16 protein-coding genes are annotated in these 19,717 nt (G+C 37.0%); 9 read left to right on the forward strand and 7 right to left on the reverse strand.

Annotated elements, in window-relative coordinates:
• Positions 1–176: 176 nt before the first annotated feature.
• From PV763_RS10040 to PV763_RS10055, 4 genes are all read left to right on the forward strand, one after another.
• A complete protein-coding gene (locus PV763_RS10040; protein ID WP_114190205.1) occupies positions 177–698 on the forward strand; it encodes a hypothetical protein in 522 nt (173 codons plus the stop codon).
• A gap of 1,091 nt (positions 699–1,789) precedes the next feature.
• Positions 1,790–2,989 (forward strand): hypothetical protein, encoded by a 1,200-nt coding sequence (locus PV763_RS10045; RefSeq protein ID WP_114190206.1) that lies wholly within the window; start codon positions 1,790–1,792, stop codon positions 2,987–2,989.
• 68 nt (positions 2,990–3,057) lie between these two features.
• Positions 3,058–3,966, forward strand: a complete 909-nt coding sequence (locus PV763_RS10050) for a hypothetical protein (RefSeq protein ID WP_420937788.1) — start codon at positions 3,058–3,060, stop codon at positions 3,964–3,966.
• Between the two features lie 28 nt (positions 3,967–3,994).
• Entirely contained in the window at positions 3,995–5,662 is a 1,668-nt protein-coding gene (locus PV763_RS10055; RefSeq protein ID WP_420937789.1) for a virulence-associated e family protein, read from the forward strand.
• 144 nt (positions 5,663–5,806) lie between these two features.
• On the opposite strand, the gene PV763_RS10060 is transcribed toward PV763_RS10055, so the two are convergent.
• Positions 5,807–6,469: a head GIN domain-containing protein gene (locus tag PV763_RS10060; RefSeq protein ID WP_024160888.1), complete on the reverse strand. Its 663-nt coding sequence runs from the start codon at positions 6,467–6,469 to the stop codon at positions 5,807–5,809.
• Positions 6,470–6,615: 146 nt separating this feature from the next.
• Here PV763_RS10060 and PV763_RS10065 point away from each other — a divergent pair.
• Both PV763_RS10065 and PV763_RS10070 read left to right on the forward strand, forming a co-directional pair.
• Positions 6,616–7,706 (forward strand): IS4-like element ISAba1 family transposase gene (locus tag PV763_RS10065; protein ID WP_420937790.1). Its coding sequence is split into 2 segments (ribosomal slippage): positions 6,616–7,156 and positions 7,156–7,706, totalling 1,092 coding nucleotides; the frame shifts between segments, so codons are not numbered across the junction.
• Between the two features lie 249 nt (positions 7,707–7,955).
• Positions 7,956–10,799, forward strand: coding sequence for a hypothetical protein (locus PV763_RS10070; RefSeq protein ID WP_024160887.1), 2,844 nt, complete (start codon positions 7,956–7,958; stop codon positions 10,797–10,799).
• 52 nt (positions 10,800–10,851) lie between these two features.
• Here the strand turns inward: PV763_RS10070 and PV763_RS10075 are convergent, their stop codons facing one another.
• From PV763_RS10075 to PV763_RS10100, 6 genes are all read right to left on the reverse strand, one after another.
• The gene (locus PV763_RS10075; protein ID WP_420937791.1) at positions 10,852–13,539 is read right to left on the reverse strand and encodes a DEAD/DEAH box helicase; all 2,688 of its coding nucleotides are present in this window, start codon (positions 13,537–13,539) and stop codon (positions 10,852–10,854) included.
• Between the two features lie 15 nt (positions 13,540–13,554).
• A complete protein-coding gene (locus tag PV763_RS10080) occupies positions 13,555–15,090 on the reverse strand; it encodes a site-specific DNA-methyltransferase (RefSeq protein ID WP_024160885.1) in 1,536 nt (511 codons plus the stop codon).
• Between the two features lie 172 nt (positions 15,091–15,262).
• The gene (locus tag PV763_RS10085) at positions 15,263–15,571 is read right to left on the reverse strand and encodes a hypothetical protein (RefSeq protein WP_024160884.1); all 309 of its coding nucleotides are present in this window, start codon (positions 15,569–15,571) and stop codon (positions 15,263–15,265) included.
• Positions 15,572–15,576: 5 nt separating this feature from the next.
• Complete coding sequence (locus tag PV763_RS10090) at positions 15,577–16,083, reverse strand: thermonuclease family protein (RefSeq protein ID WP_005006141.1); 507 nt, start codon at positions 16,081–16,083, stop codon at positions 15,577–15,579.
• Between the two features lie 85 nt (positions 16,084–16,168).
• A complete protein-coding gene (locus tag PV763_RS10095) occupies positions 16,169–16,876 on the reverse strand; it encodes a transglycosylase SLT domain-containing protein (RefSeq protein ID WP_338841526.1) in 708 nt (235 codons plus the stop codon).
• Between the two features lie 148 nt (positions 16,877–17,024).
• Positions 17,025–17,831 carry a hypothetical protein gene (locus PV763_RS10100; protein WP_024160730.1) on the reverse strand — a complete coding sequence of 269 codons (807 nt, stop codon included), beginning with the start codon at positions 17,829–17,831 and terminating at the stop codon, positions 17,025–17,027.
• A gap of 59 nt (positions 17,832–17,890) precedes the next feature.
• Between PV763_RS10100 and PV763_RS10105 the strand changes: the two genes are divergently transcribed.
• The 3 genes from PV763_RS10105 (at position 17,891) to PV763_RS10115 (ending at position 19,708) form a co-directional block, all read left to right on the forward strand.
• Positions 17,891–18,313 (forward strand): hypothetical protein, encoded by a 423-nt coding sequence (locus PV763_RS10105; protein WP_024160731.1) that lies wholly within the window; start codon positions 17,891–17,893, stop codon positions 18,311–18,313.
• Between the two features lie 80 nt (positions 18,314–18,393).
• Positions 18,394–18,933 carry a hypothetical protein gene (locus tag PV763_RS10110; RefSeq protein WP_024160732.1) on the forward strand — a complete coding sequence of 180 codons (540 nt, stop codon included), beginning with the start codon at positions 18,394–18,396 and terminating at the stop codon, positions 18,931–18,933.
• Positions 18,934–18,967: 34 nt separating this feature from the next.
• Positions 18,968–19,708, forward strand: a complete 741-nt coding sequence (locus PV763_RS10115; protein WP_024160882.1) for a hypothetical protein — start codon at positions 18,968–18,970, stop codon at positions 19,706–19,708.
• The last annotated feature ends 9 nt before the right edge of the window (positions 19,709–19,717 follow it).

The following is a 19,717-nucleotide window of genomic DNA, read 5'->3' on the forward strand; positions in this document are numbered from 1 at the left end:
CCTGTTTTCAATATTCTACGCGCAAAAAGACAACAATATTTATCTAAAATTATGGGAAAAAACGGCTTAATTGTTTGAAAATGCAATGTTTAACCATCACAAATTAAAATTCCAAAAATATTATTTAACGAATTAATGTTGTACTATAAAGGTATCGTTTGTTTTAAGCTAAAACCATGATTAAAAAACTTATAGTTTTAAGCACCTCATTGTTAATCATCGGGTGTTCGTCTACGCCACAAGAAAAACGCTTAGATCAATATCTTGAAGATACGAAAACCGATGCAAAGGAACGTAGTATTGACTGGTATTACAAACATGATTACGAGCGTAGTAATGTTTTAAATATTTGTTATTCCATTTATATAGATTCTGCTAAGAAAGCTGGTTATTACAGCGATGATGTTAGTGATGGCCGAGAAAAGTATTTAGACGATAGCGTACAAAAAGAATTGTACGCCTCAAATGACGAATGCAATAAGGCATATAAGGCTCAGGATATTCTAGATAACTTTGTTGCAAGCAATAGCCTTCCACAAGAGTCTTATGAAGACAAGTTAGATCCACAACAAGAACCAAGTTCAACACCAGAAGTATCACCTGAAGTACCAGAAGTATCACCTGAAGCACCAGCAAATGAACCAGTCGCCACAAAACCATCAACACTAGAGGAATTAACCAATGCGAATCCGCAATAATGCGCTCATATGCCCAGGCCAATATTTTTGATTCGATCTGCATTCTTTTTGCCCTAGCCATTTTACCTATGGTAATTATTAGTATTGGCATACAGCTCAAAGAGAATTACGAGCGTAAGAAGCTCACTCAAAGCTATATGGATCAGCACTAAACAAATCCAATAGGCAATAAAAAAGCAGCGAAATCGCTGCTTTTTTATTTCTAATGAATTTTACGAATAGGCTGATTATAGGGAGAATCTTATACTGACCGATGCACATGCATTGAATTGGTATTGTTCATTAAAGGTGAATTACTAGCCACTGAATGAGTCGTTGATGCTTTATGTGTGCGGTAGTTATTCAAAAACTGATCCACTACTGGCACATTGTTAGGCAATATTCCGATTTCGCGGTTAGTAATTTTAATCGTTTCTATTTGGTCTACATGGCTCATAACTAAGTCCACTACAATGATTAAAACTATGTGCGTAATTATAGCTTAAAATTGAAGAAATTCCATTTTGGGATTTAATATTTGGTTTTTTTATGCACAGGTTTTTGTGGATAGTAGTGGGTATAAATGGCTAAGTTGCTGATTATTTATGCTTTTAACATTGATTAAATATTAACCAAAATAACGAAAAATATGGAGAAATATAGCAGAAGCTATAGAAGAAAAAAGAGGAAATGTCAAAAAAAGGGCAAAAAAAAACTATTAGAACAATCTCAGTCTAATAGTTTATTAAATAGGGTAATATCCCTTGATTCGTAATATAACCGATCTCTAATAAGTTTTAAAGCTTTTTTAATTATATTCACGTAAATTCCACAAACTGTTATCTCATGCTGAACAAAAGTAATGATTAAGCCCTATACTCAACTCTACCCTGATATATTGCAGATTAGTTAAACTGCTGTTTAGAAATTGCAAACAATAAGATGTTATATTTGAGCGAGGTTGGAATTATGTATGAAATGTGAATGCTTTAAAAACTGATATATATTATCAACTTTTTAGAATTTTACGCCTAATAGAATACATACAACTTGTTAGAATGCCTTATACTAAATCAGCCACCCTCACACACTTTTTATGGATGACCAGTATAGTGAAAGATTCAATCTTTGCTGATGTTATATCAAAGTTGAATGCGGAAGTTTTTACGCAAAAAGCTGGTCGCTTATACCCTCCTGTCAGTCAATTATTGGCACTGGAGAAAAAGTTAGCATTATGTACAGCATCATTGGTTAAAAGCGTAGACATTCCAGACTATAAACAGCTAGAACGCCTGTTTTGGGATAACGTAAATCATACCTATGGCACTGGTTATTTTGCGGAGATTCCTAAGTGGGGTTCCAACATCTTTATCCCATTACAGGTATGGGAAAGTGTGTTACAGCCTTATGCATTGTTCTATAAAAATATGAACCCTGAGTTTAACTTTTATGACTTTGCATTTACGACTGCAGCGTTGAGCGCTTGGCGGTACAGCCAACCCGTGCTAAAGCTTGAAAATGATGTATATCGCACCCTATTGAATGATGAAAACGGTCGCTATGTCGATGGTCATTTGCTGAATTACTACTTTCAGTGGACCAACTTTATTCATACACCAGGTCTAGGACACAACGACAAACCTTTATATGGTTTTTTCGCGCATCAAAACGAAGTTTTGTTTAACGGCAACAACGTTAAAGTATTGATCATTGTGTTTTGCTATGAAGATACTGAAGCCAACATATCTGATGAAGATGCTTTAAGCTTAACCTCTAATTGGGGTGACTATGTGGTTTTAGAGTATCGCACGGATACTATTAAAACTATTAAAGATAGTTTGATTGGTACCAACCTTAAAAGTAGTCCTGAGCTATTAATCTTACTTGGTAAAATGCTTAGCTTATTTAATTTCTCTATTCATCCTAAAACTGACATCTACAATCACCGTGGCTACCTGATGCAACCCACGTATAACGATACGATTGATTCATTTCTCAGTAGTTATAGAAAGCACAAAGGTATGCCAGTACGCCGTGGCGTAGGTAAATCACCCTCTAGCAATCAACGCCGTGAAGTCCTCTATCATGTCCACGCACCAAGCTGTCCACGCCTGTTTGATACTGGTCTGAACACTGGTTTTGTGTCGCGCATGCACAAGAGTAGCCATATCGCTAATGACCATTTTAATACACTACATTGGCTTAAAACTGATACTGGCTTAAAACTAATTTCAGGTAGTTTATATACTCAAGAAACCGAAACTAAACTTATTAAATCAATTCAAAATTACTTTTATGGTAATAATACTTAAAGGTTTTCATTCTTTTTTCCTTAAACCTGTTATATACTTTTAATACCCATTTCAATCAATGAAGTATTATGCGTTTCGAGTTCGATCCATCATTTATATCTCATGTTGCAGTACGATTAGATGGCACTTCCTTAAAATCATTTTTAGACAACCTTGGAAACGTATCTTTTCAAGAAGCTGAAAGTTATTTAAGCAATCTAATTAAAGGGAATTATGAGCAAGACGATTTTACAGTTGGATTGAAAGTTAAACCTAAAAACCACAATCAAACAGAATTATTAGGGCATCTTTATAAAAATAGTGCCTTTCAATCGGTTTCAACTGAAGTATCGGATCTCGACACCCAAAACATGCACAATGACATCGCTCAATTCGTTCAAAGCTATGCCAATGTTGCAGATCTTCAGTACAACAGTTATTTCTTGGACAAGCAGACGTTTAAGCATGAAAAAACGTTAGATAGCTATATCTTCACAGAATTAATGCTGCAGTTCACCAACAATAATACCGTGAAGTTTCGTGTGGACGGCGAATATGTCACAGTGATTAATGCTGAGCTAACCTCTAAATACATCTATTTTAACGACAACAAGAATAAGCGGATCTGTAAGTTTTTAAGTAAAAATATGCATCCAGCTTATTTAGAGTCATTCTTAGAGCAGATGCATATTATTAAAATTGATTCTGAGCAGTACTTTTATAATGCAGTCGTGAATAAAACAATAAGTTATGATGCTGACGTTAACGCCTTTATGGACCAATCCCAGAATTTTTTAAATACCCTTGTGAAAGGTTATAAAAAACTGATCTTAAACAACGTGCGATTTAATCTTTACGAATTCTTAGAAGACGACCTTGAAAGTGTCATCCTAAACCGTATCACTAAGGCATGGCATTACGCTCATGAAATCACGTTGCAAACTAACAACCCATCAAAATATGTCGTTGCTCAACCGCTGGTTATAAAATATTTATAAGTGAGTTTCTTTATTTATGAACCCCCTCATGATCAAGTATGGTATCGATATTGGTACGCTATCTAAAATATTTAGATCGCATCTTGAAAATGAGGGCATTGTATTTGATCGTGAGAGTGACTTTCAGCTTGAACGAAGCTCTAAACGTATTTACCTCAGAACCAATCACCACAATGACGCCACAAAAAATAAGAAAAAAACGGCCTGGTATCTTGTAGATCTAGATAACGCACGTATGTCTTATGGTTGGTTTCATGCTGGCGGTGCAAACTTCACTTACAGCTTGTATGAATACATTCAAGAAATGGATCTGCAACCTGGTGATACCGTATATACCAAGGAACAGCAAGAAGAAGATCTTAAACGCTTCTTAAGCTCATGCAAAAGTGCTGAGAAGAACAAAAAAGACCAAGAGATATTGGCTCAAATCTATATGGGTTTTGAATGGGCCAGAAGCCTACCCTTGTCAAACCGTCCACACAACTACAATGTGAAAAAGCAGATTAGCTTCAGTCATGCTAGATTGTACAATCCAAGCAACTTCACTAAAAATGAGCTGATTGATTATGTCAGCCAGTACTACCCTCAACACAAGAACAACACCATTATTCTGAACCGTATTATTGATCTGCAACCAGATCTAGATCAACAGTCGCTACGCCAGAACAAGCTTTTAGTTGAGGGGCAAAACCTCAAAAATCAAATCATTTTCCTTCAGACCATCGCTGAACACAAAAACAAGCGTGGTGAAGATAAGTTTACATTACGTGGTGTACTTGCAAACGGCGCTTTCAAAATCTTATATAAAGATCCATTGGATGCATGGAACCAAGATCGGATAATCTTTTGTGAGGGCTACGCCACTGGTGAAGCAATTGCAGAATCAATTCAATACTCTATTCCAGTCATTGTCGTGTACGTGGCTGGCAACATCATGAATGTAGTACGTGATTTCCGTGCCGAATTCCCGTTTTCACGCTTCTATATCTTCAATGATAATGACCATAAAACAGCATTAGAAAGCAAAATAAAGCGCAATCCCGGTATCTATTACGCAACAGAAGCATGCCGAGCTGTAAACGCAGCCATGATTGGACCTGAATTTACTGAAGAACAGTTAGATCTAAGTGACTGGAACGATTTTAAATGTTTATACGGCGTTGATTACACGCGTGATGTTATACGTCATAAAATGCAAAATGCCGTGTGGACGACTGCAATTCAAAGCACGGTTAACCCGAACTACTCTATCAGTGCCCTATTCTTTGGCATCAAACAACAGTTGGATGATATAGGCCTCTATCCTGATAGCATGACCAAAAAGAATTGGTTTAGCTTGGTTTTACGCGCATATGCCTTACTGACTCAACAGGGATTTAGTCAGATCCACCCGATTGAGCTGGTCAAAGAACAATTTATTGAAATTCTTGGACAGATCAGCAAACAACCCCGTAAAGTCACTGGAGCTGAAGAACCAGAACTCCTTCAGGCCTACACAAAACTTGTAGAAATGATCGCACGTAATGATTCAACAACAGCACTGAATCAACAGATTATCACCGTGATTAACTTATACAAAAATGCAGATTATCCAATTGAAACATTAAAGGTTTGGCTCAAAGATATTTTGAGTAAATCGAACGATCCTGAATGGTCCGAAAACTTCATTAATAATATTTTTATTTCGATAATTTGAATGTCAAACATAGACCCCCAAAGGTAGCAAACTTTTGGGGTTTATTTTTCTCTAAACTTTCATTGAACTAGGTTTATCGATCTACTTAAGACAAATGTTTCCTGATCTAGTTCGGTTTAGTGTCTTACAACTAGGTTTATCGACCTATTTAAAACTAATTTGTCCTGAACCAGTTCGGTTTTGTGTCTTATGGATTGGGTTTCCATAAACTTTAACGTTGCCTGAGCCTGAAAGCAGTACTTGAGCTGAATTGATAGCTGTACAAAAGATATTGCCTGAACCAGATAGCGCCACTTCTAAATTGGTGCTTTTCAGTGGTAACGCATCAAAATTGCCTGATCCTTTCAAAGATAAGACACAGTGTTCAATGGTACCGTCTAAATCCATATTTCCAGATCCACTAATACTTGCGGTAAATTTATCTTCATTTAGATTTAAGATCTGGATATTGCCTGAACCTTTTAAATCAATAGCTTTTAAAGTTGGGTAAGTGATCGATACTTCTAACGGTGAACGAGTACTAAAACTCACATTGTCCTGAATAGCTAAAACCAATACACCACCCTGAAAAGTAGCACTAATAAGATCCACAATATTATCGTCTGCAGTAATTTCCATTTTAGAATCACTTGAAGCAAAAAACTTCAGACTCATTGGACCTTTCATACAGATTTCGTTAAATGGGCTTACAGGTACTTGCTTAGTCACTCGTTTTCCACTTCCAACGATTTGATGGTTTGAACCTGAACTGTATACATTGGCGTTGCCATTGATTACAACAGAACCCGAAAAAAACTGTTTTGACATATAAACCTCAAATTAATAAAAGTAATTTAACCCTAAATAAGTGGTCACTCATAACCTATTTATTGTCTGTAAATTCTCTGTACACGACAAAAATAGATAACTCATTGAAATAATGTCACAATAATTGTTTTCTAACGACGAATACTATGACACATCTCAATGAGTTATATCTTATCTTAAACAAATCTCTAAAATGGAACAAGTCACATTTAAAGTGCTTTGCGCTCATCATGCTTGTGATCATTTTAAAGCAAACATGTAATCTTTCTTCTGCATCTAAAGCCTTGCCCATCAAGTGCTTACCACAATCATTTTATCGACGTATGCAGCGCTTCTTTGCAGGTCAGTATTTTGATTATCGTCAAATTTCTCAGTTGATTTTCAATATGTTTTCATTCGACAAAGTGCAACTGACTCTAGATAGAACCAATTGGAAATGGGGAAAACGAAATATTAATATCCTGATGCTTGCGATCGTTTATCGTGGAATAGCGATACCTATCGTTTGGACATTGCTTAATAAACGTGGAAATTCAGATACGAAAGAGCGTATTGCTTTGATTCAACGCTTTATATCCATTTTTGGTAAAGACCGTATTGTGAATGTGTTCGCAGACAGAGAGTTTATCGGTGAGCAGTGGTTTACATGGTTAATTGAACAAGACATCAACTTCTGCATTCGTGTTAAAAAAACTTTATTGTCACCAATCATTTAGGAAAGAATCATAAAATCAGTGATTTATTTCGCCATCTTCAAGTTGGTCAAATTGAATGTCGTAAACGACGGATTTTGGTTGGTCGGGTGAAACTATATATAAGTGCACTACAGTTAGAAAATGGAGAGCTTTTACTCGTCGTTTCTCCTCAGTTTAATGCCAATGCTATTCAGGATTATGCATTACGCTGGGAAATTGAAACCTTATTCAGTTGTCTCAAAGGACGCGGCTTTAATCTTGAAAATACGCGCTTGACAGACCCTAGACGAGTGAAAAAATTGATTGCGGTTTTAGCTATAAGCTTCTGTTGGTGCTACTTAACGGGTGAATGGCAACATGATCAAAAAAAAGCGATAAAAATAAAGAAGCATGGACGACTCTCAATGAGTTTATTTCGCTATGGTTTAGACTATGTTCAAATGGCGATTCAGCGTTTAATTGGTTTTGGGAAAAAAGAAGAGTTTAAGGAAATTCTGGCAATTTTAAGAAGGCAGATGCCTGATAGGATAAGAGTTCTGTGAAATTTGTCGTGTACAGAGCTGTAAATTATAACATTGAGGGCTTAAATCTTTTTTATTAAAATAATAAATTAAAACTTTTAATTTTTCTTTAAACCTTTATTAGACATAGCTTATATTAAAGATTAAACAGAAATGTTTTTAGAATCGGTATATACTAAAAGTATAAATTTTCTTAAGCATATGATTAATAGTCCTATGCAACCTGGGTAGCACATTGCACCTAAATATATATTAGAAATTGGAATTGTTATGGCTGAGAAAGTACCGAGCGCCCGACATAATTGTGATTTAAATACGATGTTTCAGTTTTTCCAAGAAGAACTGGAGCGAAACTACGGATTCGTATTCAAGTCATCTGGTAAATATCAATTCGTGACCGTATTTGATGAAAAAGTGCCTTGCCTCACCGAATCAGATAACCCTAGTAAATCAAGTAGCAACAATGTCAAACCACGAGGGATGTATTGGATCTATCCAAACATGAACCGTGATACTGGTGAATACTGGCCAGTACTCAAAGGACACCGCTTTGGTGTAACTGACATTGAAATCTCAATTGCTTTTGCTGACCACTATAAGAACGTAATCAAGCCTCAACGAGATTCAAACCCTAACTACAAACCACCAAGCAAAGAAGATGTTGATCGCCGTGTACGTGAGTTTGAAGAAGCTCAAAAGAAGCATCTACTTCAACAAGAAAAAGAGCTCTTAGCTGCACAAATCGCTATCCGTATTGAGTGGCAACGTGCTGGTAAAATTATTGACGATTCATTTTTTAATAATAAAACTGGAAGCCTTCAGACCTTTAAACGCGACATTCGACAAATGCCGTATATGGTTGAAAAGAACCTAGAGCCATACGGCGCTAAAATCATGCGTAAAGATAACTTTACCCGTGATGAAGCCATTGAAGCAGTAAAGCGTGAACTTCCTGAATCAGCTACCAATCAACAGCTTCTCGTTGAAACAGTAGAGAATGTATTAGCGTATCAAAAGCATTTCATCAACTTTGAACCTGAGCTTGAGGGCGAAAAGAAAAAAGGCTTTGATTTACGTAAAAGCAGAGCTGTCATTCTTGCACCGTTAATTGACACCAATAACAAAGTCGTCAATTTACAGCGTATCACCCACCATCGCCAAAAAAAGCGCAACAAAGAAACCAACAAGCTTGAAGAAGTACTGCATAAGGGTAAGTACTTTTTTGATAAAGCCAAAACGAAAGATGCATTCTTGCCTGTTAGCAAAAATCCTGATGTTGGCTATGAAGTCTTTAACCCGAATGCAAAGAACTATTTGATCAAGGAGGGTTGGGCAACAGCGATCAGCGCACGTAAGGCGTTGGATGCTGGTTTAGAGCTTGGTTTATTGGGTGAGGGTTTTACTGCAGAAAACACACAAGTTTTAGCGTCATACAGTAAATCCAATATCTCATGTGTTGCTGAGCTTATCCGCAGTATCAATCCTGAAGCCAATATATTTGTTGGTTATGATAACGATGCTGGCCAAACGCTTGAGTCTGGTTTGAATCCTGGCTTACAAGAAGCTTGTCACAACTTTTCATTAAGTGGTGTGTTAGGTGATGTGAGCAAACATGAAAATACACGTATCACCCTACCCCCGGTTTTCCAAAATAAATTATCTGTTTCTGATTGGGATGATGCTCGTCAATATTTAGGTGTTGAACGTTTAGCTGCAGAGTTGGCAAAAGAACTGAATAACGCCGTCAAACGTATAGACAACAAGATCCCTGAAGTTGCGTATGCAATTAACCGCTACAACCGTCAACGCGAAGCTTATGCAACCAAGTTCCCTAATAAAGAATACCAACCGAATTACGGCATTGTGATTGCACAATCAGATGAAAAATATCTGGAATTGCAGAACATCCGTGCTAAAAACCAAGCAAATATTGAAAATTACAACGCAAATATTGAAAAGCGTAAACAAGATCTATCAAAAGCTAACTATGATGGACCAGCTGGTACAGGTAGCACGAAATCCTATGCAAAACCAAAGTACCAACCGCCGTCATTTGATAAAGCATTTGATGATAAACCAACTCCAACCGCTACGGCACCCGTATCTACGCCCGTCATGACTCTTGAGGGCATTAAGTCTTATATGGAGATCCTTTCTGAAATTGATGTCACCAAAGTTCAAAATGATGTTTTGAAAGTTGTCGCTACTGCAGATGGCCATCAAAAGATTAAAGCCGGTGATATTGAATTCGAGAAAATGGGTGCCAAAGAACCAACCAGTAGCACAAACCCAAGTATGGATAGCATGCAAAATACCAAAGTACATATTGATGTATCCAAGGACATCAACAAAGATACAGTTAAATTGCAGAGTGTGGATCGTTCGACCATTCCCGAACAAAATCTTCAGCAAGGTATCGATCATCAAAGCTACGCTAAGTCAGCTATCTTTACCGCTTTTTGGCTTCATTCAGCAGAAATGTATAAAGCTAGAAAGTTAATTCATGAAGCTGGTATTAGTAATGCCGATGTTGAGGGTTCAATTGCTGTCGCTGAAGATAAGCTCAATAAAGCTCAGGAAGAAGTTTCTAAGAAGCGGTCGTATCCTGAACTTTTTGTGATTAGTGCGTCTGATAGCGAATACCGTGCGTCAATCATGAAAGTTTTATCTGATTTAGAGGCTGCACATCCAGAGTGGCAGAATCTCAAAACATTTAGAGAAAATCTTACTGATAGGACCATTGCATTTGATCAATTGAATCTGGATACATTGAAGATCAAAAACAAAGTAGTGCATTTGATTGTCAGTAATGTGACCAATGATCAAAACTATCTAAAGGTTCAAGAAAGCCTCACCACCCTTTTAGATACATCGAACAGCTTGTCTTTGGACCGTCAACAAAAGTTCAATCTTGTGAACGGTCTAAGTAAAACATTAAACAACATGGCCAAACTGTTAGATGAACCACCAGTCTTCCAAAGACTGAACGATTTCTTTACTCGTTTTGAAAAGCGTGTAGATGATCTCGTTCTAGGTGATGGTCTAAAGCTGTATGGTATAGAACCGCAAAATTTAAACAAAACTAACGAACGTGGACAGTCGTTCGATATGTAAAAGCAGATATGAAAAAGCCCCGAATATCGGGGCTTTTTTAGTGGGTATATATCTATTTTGCTAAAGCATGGTTAATTTGATCTTCCAAACTACGTCCGTTTTTATCTAGTTTTGTCGCCATAAGAAAAATACGCTTACCCTGGCTATCTTTAGCCCACTGTCTACCAATAGCATCTTTAACTCTCGCATCATCGGCACTATCTAAGTGACTACCTTTATACTCAAGAACGAATATAGATCCATCATCCAACTCAGCAACAAAGTCTGGATAAAAATAGTCCTTACCAGTAGGCAACCAAAATGATGTTTGTGGCTGTTTCGGTATATTTCGGACCCAATATTTTACTCGAGAGTGCCATTCAAGTAGTTGAGCACATCGAAACTCTTCCGAAAGGCTACCACCTTCAGTTTTTTCTCTTAGGTCGTCAATTTGAGCATAGAAGTGTTTTTCAAACTTGCATCCACCACGATAAGGTTTCTTTACAGGATACTTGCCTGGTTCAAACTTAAATGTATTTTCAGGTTGAGGCTGATTGGCCACTTGGAATTGACTAAACAAATCGCCTTGGAAAGCCTGTTGACGCGCCAACTCAAATAACCGATCCAATTCTTTTGTGATGGCTAGGGATAGTTGGAACTGAGCACGATGTAATTGTGTAAGAGTAAAGTTTTTTACGTGAAGCAAATAACTTAACAGTTTTGTTAAATATGCTCTTAGCTGAACTTGCGTTACCCCTTGTCTACTTACTTTGCGATCAAGCCAATTAATAAGATCGGTTTCAGTAACCAGAGTCGGCATATTAGAAAATTGAGCTTGTTGATTCTGAAGTAACGCATAATTGAGTTTTTGTTCATCTATATTAAGATCAATCTCAAAACTATTGACGGTTTCTTTGATAGAAAAACCTTCAAGTTGTATAGGGAAATCTAATAGATTCCATTCTATAGAGTCTTCTATTGTTTCCTTATCTGCAATTTGCCACATACCATCCACGAACAAACCTAGTTGTGGAATTGATGCGAAAGAAGCATTCCAGTTTTCAGGTGCTTGATATGCCTGGCGTTCAGCACGAGCTTCATTAAAGACTTCCTGAACCTTTTCAAGTTGTTTAGGCGGAGTCTGATCAATTACGGCCTTTTCAATCTTATCAAAAGTTTCATTAGTCGTACCTTTATTGATAATCAAAGAGGTACCTTGGCTATTTTCTCTTGTCTGAATTGCTTGCTTAAGTTCTTCGGATAGGGTTTCTGGCTTTACTTCAAACGGGACAGAGATCATAGTTTCAGGGATCTTTTGTTTCGTTGCTGTACCATCGCCTCCAAGCCCAAGATTGTACTGAGGTTTAGCGACAATTGTTGCATCAGCCTCCCACTTCTCAAACCCCATATTTTGAATCATGCGATCTTTAAGTAACATCGTAGCTTGTGCAATAGAACTCGAAATGACATGAGCATACGCTTTATTTAACTCGTCATTTTGACGCAGTTTAGCGTATGGCATCCGTAAAACACGGCCTAATAATTGCTCAACATCAGTTGCAGAATTTATGTTTTGCAAACTTGCTAACACGTATGCAAAAGAACAATCCCAACCTTCCTTTAATGCCTCTACAGTGATTACAATCTTGACTTTGCTTTTAGGGCTAAATAGATTTTCATCTTCAAGCTCTTTGGTACCACCAGTAGAAATAGCAATCCAGTCGTTAGTAATATTTTCATATTCACTTAATAAATGTTCTTTAACAACATTTACATTAGCATCACCATTTTTATCCTGAGATTGTATTAGCAATATTGGTCGGATATATTCCCTTTCATTTTGTGCCAGTACTTCTAGTTTCTGGCGTTGTATTAGCGCATCGCGAATACAATCTTGCCAACTACCAGTATGTTCAGTCAGAACTACAGGAAGTTTAATCATCTCTTCTGATTTTAATTCTGCTGCCGATACTGAATAAAGCACATTATTGTCTTTTGGAGTAGCTGTAAGCTCAATCAAACAACTTGGATTCAACGTTTTTAATGTAGTAAAAAACGTTTTACCACCCCGGTTCTTATGAGCTTCATCGACAATGATGATCGGTCTATGTAAATGAAAAAAGTTAACCAAGGAATGCTTTACACGGCCTATATCACGTTGCGTTAGAAATGTTTGATATTTCAAAGTATCTTCTGATACTCGATCCATGCCTTCAGTTTGGAAGTCAGTAAGGCTCGTAAAATGTTCACTTAATGATTCATCAAATGCATAAGCATTGCGTTGATAAGTCTTTTCCTTGTCGATATTGAACGCTTGAATCGTTGTCACAATCACAATGCATGATTGATTCACATCATGCTTGTTCAAAGTTTGTAGACTTTCAATGTCACATACTTTGATGCGATCGCCGTAATACCCTTGTAATGCTTTTCTATATGGATGTGTAGCATCAGATAACGCCAAAAGTGTTTGTTGGCGAATCATATCTGTTGGTACAAGCCATAGTACAATTGGAGAATCTGTATTTACGTAGTTACGCGCAGCAATCGCAATACTATGTGAAGCAAGTACGGTTTTACCCCCTCCAGTTGGTACGCGTAGACATACACTAGGAATTCCATCTAAGCGATCATTATATTTAATGTCTTCACCGACACACTTATTAAAAGCTTTTTCAGCACCTAATGAGGCAGCTAAAGTTAGGTAGTTCTCTAAAGATTGTAAAGACTGGCTTTGATAGTTTTTTAATTGAAAAGTCATGAGGAACCTTACGTATTAATTGCCATATAACGAATATGGAATCTGTTTAAACTCAATATTTAATTCATCTAATTTGGTTTTACCTAGTCGTGATGCTTCACCAATAATCACACGCTTACCTTCACTGGTATGGCAATCATTGAGGAAGTTTAATATAGAATGTGTGAGTACATTCCCACTATTAGGCCGTCTATCACCTAAAATGCCGTTATATAGTAAGAAATAAGATACGCCGTCATGAACACCTAAGAATGGACTCTCAAGGCTTACAGCACTATTGAATGCTGATTTAGTTTCGAGCCACCAAATATAACTAGCTAGGTCCATAAACTTAACATCAGAATTTAAAAATCCCTGATCATCAAAAACGGCGTTGCCTAGTTTATAAAAACTAAAACCTCCACCACCTTGCCACTCCACGGATTTAGATATGCCACCTTGCTCACCTTCAATGACTTTTTCTAAACGCGGGATAACGTGAGTTTGAGCATGATCACCCATTTCGATACCAATGTAGTGTCTTTCCATTTTGTGAGCTACAGCGGCGGTAGTCGCTGAACCTAAAAATGAATCAAGAACCATATCCCCTTTATTTGTCGCAATATAGAGTATTTTTTCCATCAATCTTTCAGGTTTTGGGCTAGAGAATGTTTCATCTTTTCCATACAAAAGTTGACTTTCTTTTTTTGCCTCATCGGTATGTCCATGATCTTCATGGTTCCACCAAGTCCAAGGCACTACACCTTTAACTTCAGATAAGTATCTAATAATATTAGGTTGTGAATCACCATTTTTACCAAAATATATTCGCCCTTCTTCTAACAATCTATCATATGTTGCTCTTGAAACACCCCAACACCTTCCCTCTGGAGGTCTGAAAGATTTACCTGATGGGCTCACAATTTCATAAAATTGCTCTGGTGTAGCATGTCCAGCTTGCGCTGTCATAGGAATACCACGCCATCTGCCTTTAGGATCATTATTTGGGTTTTTATATACTTTTGCTTGCGTTTCATTCATAGGAACTAGATTACGAACTTTTTTAAACTCCATTGAGTTTTTAGCATATACAAGCAAGTGGTCGTGAGCATCTCCAATAGCTTCACGGTTTTCTCTCGAATATCTTTTTTGCCATACGATGTTTGCTACAAAGTTTTTTCTTCCAAAGATTTCGTCACACATGACCTTTAAATAATGTGATTCGTTATCATCAAGAGTAATCCAAATAGAACCATCTTCAGTTAAAAGCTCCTTTAGTAATTGCAAACGTGGATACATCATTGTAAGCCATTGAGCGTGTTCTAATTTATCATCATAGTGCTCAAAAGCTGATTGACTGTTATACGGTGGATCAATAAAAACACATTTAACCTTACCGCCATATAAAGGTAGTAAAGATTTTAAGATTTGTAGATTATCACCCTGAATAATAAGGTTTTCTTTGGCTGTATCGGTATCACCAAATGATTTCTGGAATTTTAAAAGATGGAATGGAACTTGGCTTGCTGTTTCTTCGGCTTGGTTACGATTAACCCAATCGAGTAAAGGCATAAAAATCACAATTATAGGTTTAAATTAATAACCTATTATCAACTATTTATTTATTTTATATCTATAAGAATGATGAAAATATTTAATTTAACCCATTAAAAAACCACTAAATAGCTTAGTGGCTTGTTCTGTTTTGGTGATTAATTGGATTCCGTGGATATGACAATAGATGTCATATAAAACCTTCTTTGAACTGTCGCCCTTCCAGCGACTCTAAGTGCATTTCAAGGAAATCTATTGCCACTTCTGAGTAATTTGCGTTGGCTGAACAATTCACCAACTTTTCATCACAAAGACATTTTCCCAAATTTGCCAACTGAGTAACCAACTCATTTCGTACAGAAGCCAAGCTGAGAGCTTCAATCTGAGCTTGCAGTTCTTCACTGAAAAACTGCAGTTCCATACGATTACCACATTGTTGTTGCAGTACATATTTATTTAATACCGCTACGGCTTTAGCGGTATTTAATTCACCGTTCATCAATATTACTTATTGTGACGGTACTGGCTTGGATAAACAGGGTTTGGATCAGCCCATAAACCAAGGCGTTGAGAACGTGCGTTGCTTTCAGCACTCAAAATAATTTTATCTTTGAGATATTCACGATAAGCCCATGCATAGCCATCTTTAACTTGCTTATAGTTAACACTATTCACGATGTTTAAGTTAGGCACTTGGTTTGTACGCATCTGAAAAATGGTACCAAGAGTACGACCGTAGCGGTCCTTACTATTTTCTTGCACATACACAATCGTTTCATGCAAGAAACTGATGTTCTGACGCGATTTCTGACCAAAAGCTTGACTCTTTTCTGGTGCATCAATCTGGTTGAAGCGAACACGGATCTGCTCATTGTTGTTGTTTAAAACGGTGATAGTGTCGCCGTCAGAAATACGTACAACTTTGCCAACAAAATCGGCTTGAGCTGCAGTAGCAACAACAGACATGGATAAGGTTAAAGCTAAACTTTTTAAAGTTGTATTAAGGTTCATTTTGAATCCTTAGTGGGTAAAGAATAGGTAAATTATATCGCATTACATAACTGGAATTTTTTTCTTAAAAAATATATTTAGCTGATTAGTTAGGATTTATCCCCTTTCTCTCAAGCCAGTTTTTCCATTGAAGTGCATACGCAACTAAACCAGGTTGTTTCGCCGTGCCATTGCGATATATCGCATTAAAAGATGGCGTCCATGAATGGTAAGCAGCTGCTCTAACCCAAAAATCGGTTGACGGTTTTGTGGCTAATCGATTTCGCAAGATCTTGGCTGCAAGTCGCGCATTCAGACATCCATCAGTACGCACATAATGGCTGTTATAACTTTCAAACATACCGCCACGTTTAAAGTGTATGGTATTGATTTGGAATTGCCCCATATCCAATGAAAGGTTTTTGTTTTGCACTGTTTGTCCATTGGTACCACGCTCTTTGCTATGTATACCCAATAAAACATACAGCGGAACACCTTCTGACCGCGCAGCATGAATAACACAACTCAAAGTAGCGACTCTACCCGGTACGGTTTGATCGTAAGATGCACTCGCTTGATTGTATTGCGTAGTTGGATAGGTATAAGTAACAGGACGGATATTCTGGCGAACGGGTTGTTGTTGTGGTGCTGGTGCTTGCTGGCCACTAGGTTGTGGTCCATTTTGTGCAACTGCCGTGCGCTCAGTGCTAGTCGAAGTTTCTTCAGTTTTTTTCGGTGTGTACTTCACGCCCAAGTAACGACTCGTAAAGCCTCTTTGCTTTGCTGGCGCCGTTTCTTGCTGAGTGTTGGTCATGACCTGAAATGGTCGATATGGTGTACTTGATCCATTAGAATTGACATGGTTTGCATATGAACCTAGAGCCTCAGAACTTTGAGGCAATTGAGCATAAGCAACGCTTGATCCTAATAGAGTCGCAAATAGCGTTGGTTTTAACAGCATATTAATCAGCACCTTTATCGTTGTTGTTGAAATTGTCGATTAGGTGCTGTTTACGGTCAGCTAACTTATTCAGTGTTTCAACTGGCAATGGGTTTTTGCCGTCATACCACGATAAGCTATATTTTTTTGGCGCATAGCGGAACCATGCCAAGAATGGCGAATTCGGTAAGAATAAAAGACCAGTACGGACTTGCCATGCACGATAAGCTGAATTGATGCTAACCATGTATAGATAAAACACCAATAATACACCTGGTACAACAAGCATTGGATATAGCGCTTTAAAGAACATATAAACTACGTACAAGCCTGTAAACATAGATAATGCTAAATACAAATAAGAAGAAAACTGATGGTTTTTAATAAGCTTGTCTATTTCATCATTACTCATTGAAGCTAAACGTTCTTGCCCTCTTGGGTAGTGAGTATTAGCAATGAGTTTTTTCAGTTGTTTAAAATTGTTAGGTGCGACAATTTCATATTCACATAAAGGGTGTGCACATACCCAATTCACGTTGCCTTTATAAGAACGTGGAATCCTGTTGTCATGCATTAAAATCGATTTACCGCATTCGGGGCATGTTGGCGACAGCATTGATCTAATATTAGATAAATGCGGTAAAAACCCTTTTCTAGCTGAACTCCAGTGGCTTTTACGCCCGAAATCAAAAAAGACTCGCTTTAAAATACCTGATTTACGGGGTTGATTAGCTTCAATTGCCTGTTTAATGGCAGCTTCATCTAAAACCTCATTGGTAATATTTACCTTTTGTGTAGCACTATCAGAACTATTTTTATCTGAAGACATACTTTTACCTACGGACTTTTATTATGTAGAATACGTTATTATATTAAAGGATTTTCAACGTGTCTAAAACCCTTTTTAACTTCGCAACGGTTATTTTAATTTCCACCCTTTTAAGTGCCTGTAATAACTCTAATACTCCAAATGAACAAGATCCATTAAAAGGTCAAGAAAAGAAGTTTTTAGACGAATCCGCAACGAGTGAATCAAAAGAACTTGTGTTTTATGACTTGGTAGATCCTAAGAAAAAAGACCAACCTATAAAGGCTGAAGAAGCAAGTGCTTCCGAGCCTGAAGCCCAAGAACAACAACCTGAAAAGGCCTTATCTCCTGAGATTCTTGAAGCGATTCGTGAAAATACAGAACGACAAGAAAAAAAGGAAAATGCACTCAGAACAATAGCTGAAGCTAAGCGTATTGAAGAATTATTAGTAGGTAAAGATCGCAGTAGTGATGATGGTTATACCTATAACAGTGATGAATAATTGATATATCAATGGTTTTAACCAATACAAACTTATTATTTTAAGTTAAAATGATTTTAAATTTTTTGGTATATACGGTTATGTTTAACAGTGCTTTTAAGAAACATAAAATAAAAATATGTTTTGGCTTGCCAATCATAATTGTGGTTTCGATCTTAATATTCAAAATCTACTCCTACCCCTTTAAGCCAAGACTCTTAAGCCCCGATTGGATTGAAAGTCGCTACAATGGTTGGGAAGTTGAACATCATGACTTATGGATTGCTACAATTGTGGATGTTGTTGGTCCAAAAACAGTAAAAATTAGAAATCAAAATGGAGAAGAAAAAATTATGGATCTTCTCTATATAAATGCTTTGCAATCTTCGGAAAAAATGAAAAACCTCTATATCAATAGCTTGTCCGGTTATGTTGGCCAACAGCTATTTGTAAAAGGAGATCCAGACAAAGCGCGGTTTAATGGCGTCTTGATCGATGGTAACGGTGAAAATATCAATCTAAACCTAACTTATGTACCAGGTGCGGTATTGGATATGTCATCAACTGCATACATTCATGACCGAGAAAAGCAATTAGTTCCTTATTTCGCGAATATCAATTCAGAAAATAGAACGTTTTAAGTTATAAATTAAGGGATATTAGAAAGGCCAAGCTATGCCAGCACCATTATGTTTCCTCACACTGGAATTTACCGCCAAAGTCAAGAATCCAGTTGATGTGCCTGACATTATTAAGTCGTCTATTTTGACGCGTATTAAAAAGTGCCGCACATCATCAATAGAACAGGCTCAGTATCTTTATAATGCTGAAGAGAGCTACTGGAAGCCAAAAAAACAAGTCACTGAAGAAGCAACTCAATATCATGGCATCACCAATGAAGATTTATTAACGCAAGACTCAATCAATGGTCTAAAGATTAAAAACTATGTTGTGTATTGGGCAAACGTTTATACATTTAGAATTTTGCAAAAAAGCAAAGTGAAGTTTTTTAATCACCGCTTTATCTTTTTAAACAACTTAATCAACGTGATTGGTGAAGATGGTTCCCTACCCATGACAGAATGGGCACGTTTAGCCAGTGCAGCTTCGGGAAATAATGAATTTCCAGAAGAGATACTGACTAACACTAACAATAAGGTCATCTGTTTGACCGTTATATTTGATTATATTTCTGAAAAATTAACATCACTTTATGGTTTGGATCTTAATAAGCATTACGATCTGGTTGCTGCAGTACAATACAACAGTGCTATCAAAGCTAAGAGTCAAAAATCATTAAAGGTTCATAAGCTTATGCGTGATGATTTTAATGAGTTTAAATTGCTTTTAGACAAAGGCATGGAGATTAAGAGAATTAAAAAGGAATATTTTATAAATAATAACTATCACCCTTAAACCTAAAAG

The sequence above is a fragment of the Acinetobacter sp. AS5 genome (assembly GCF_048957595.1).
In the GTDB taxonomy this organism is placed as follows: domain Bacteria; phylum Pseudomonadota; class Gammaproteobacteria; order Pseudomonadales; family Moraxellaceae; genus Acinetobacter.

Coding starts and splice junctions, on each gene's coding strand:
- PV763_RS10040 (WP_114190205.1), top strand. CDS start 177: ATGATTAAAAAACTTATAGTTTTAAGCACCTCATTGTTAATCATCGGG.
- PV763_RS10050 (WP_420937788.1), top strand. CDS start 3,058: ATGCGTTTCGAGTTCGATCCATCATTTATATCTCATGTTGCAGTACGA.
- PV763_RS10055 (WP_420937789.1), top strand. CDS start 3,995: ATGATCAAGTATGGTATCGATATTGGTACGCTATCTAAAATATTTAGA.
- PV763_RS10060 (WP_024160888.1), bottom strand. CDS start 6,469: ATGTCAAAACAGTTTTTTTCGGGTTCTGTTGTAATCAATGGCAACGCC.
- PV763_RS10070 (WP_024160887.1), top strand. CDS start 7,956: ATGGCTGAGAAAGTACCGAGCGCCCGACATAATTGTGATTTAAATACG.
- PV763_RS10075 (WP_420937791.1), bottom strand. CDS start 13,539: ATGACTTTTCAATTAAAAAACTATCAAAGCCAGTCTTTACAATCTTTA.
- PV763_RS10080 (WP_024160885.1), bottom strand. CDS start 15,090: ATGCCTTTACTCGATTGGGTTAATCGTAACCAAGCCGAAGAAACAGCA.
- PV763_RS10085 (WP_024160884.1), bottom strand. CDS start 15,571: ATGAACGGTGAATTAAATACCGCTAAAGCCGTAGCGGTATTAAATAAA.
- PV763_RS10090 (WP_005006141.1), bottom strand. CDS start 16,083: ATGAACCTTAATACAACTTTAAAAAGTTTAGCTTTAACCTTATCCATG.
- PV763_RS10095 (WP_338841526.1), bottom strand. CDS start 16,876: ATGACCAACACTCAGCAAGAAACGGCGCCAGCAAAGCAAAGAGGCTTT.
- PV763_RS10100 (WP_024160730.1), bottom strand. CDS start 17,831: ATGTCTTCAGATAAAAATAGTTCTGATAGTGCTACACAAAAGGTAAAT.
- PV763_RS10110 (WP_024160732.1), top strand. CDS start 18,394: ATGTTTAACAGTGCTTTTAAGAAACATAAAATAAAAATATGTTTTGGC.
- PV763_RS10115 (WP_024160882.1), top strand. CDS start 18,968: ATGCCAGCACCATTATGTTTCCTCACACTGGAATTTACCGCCAAAGTC.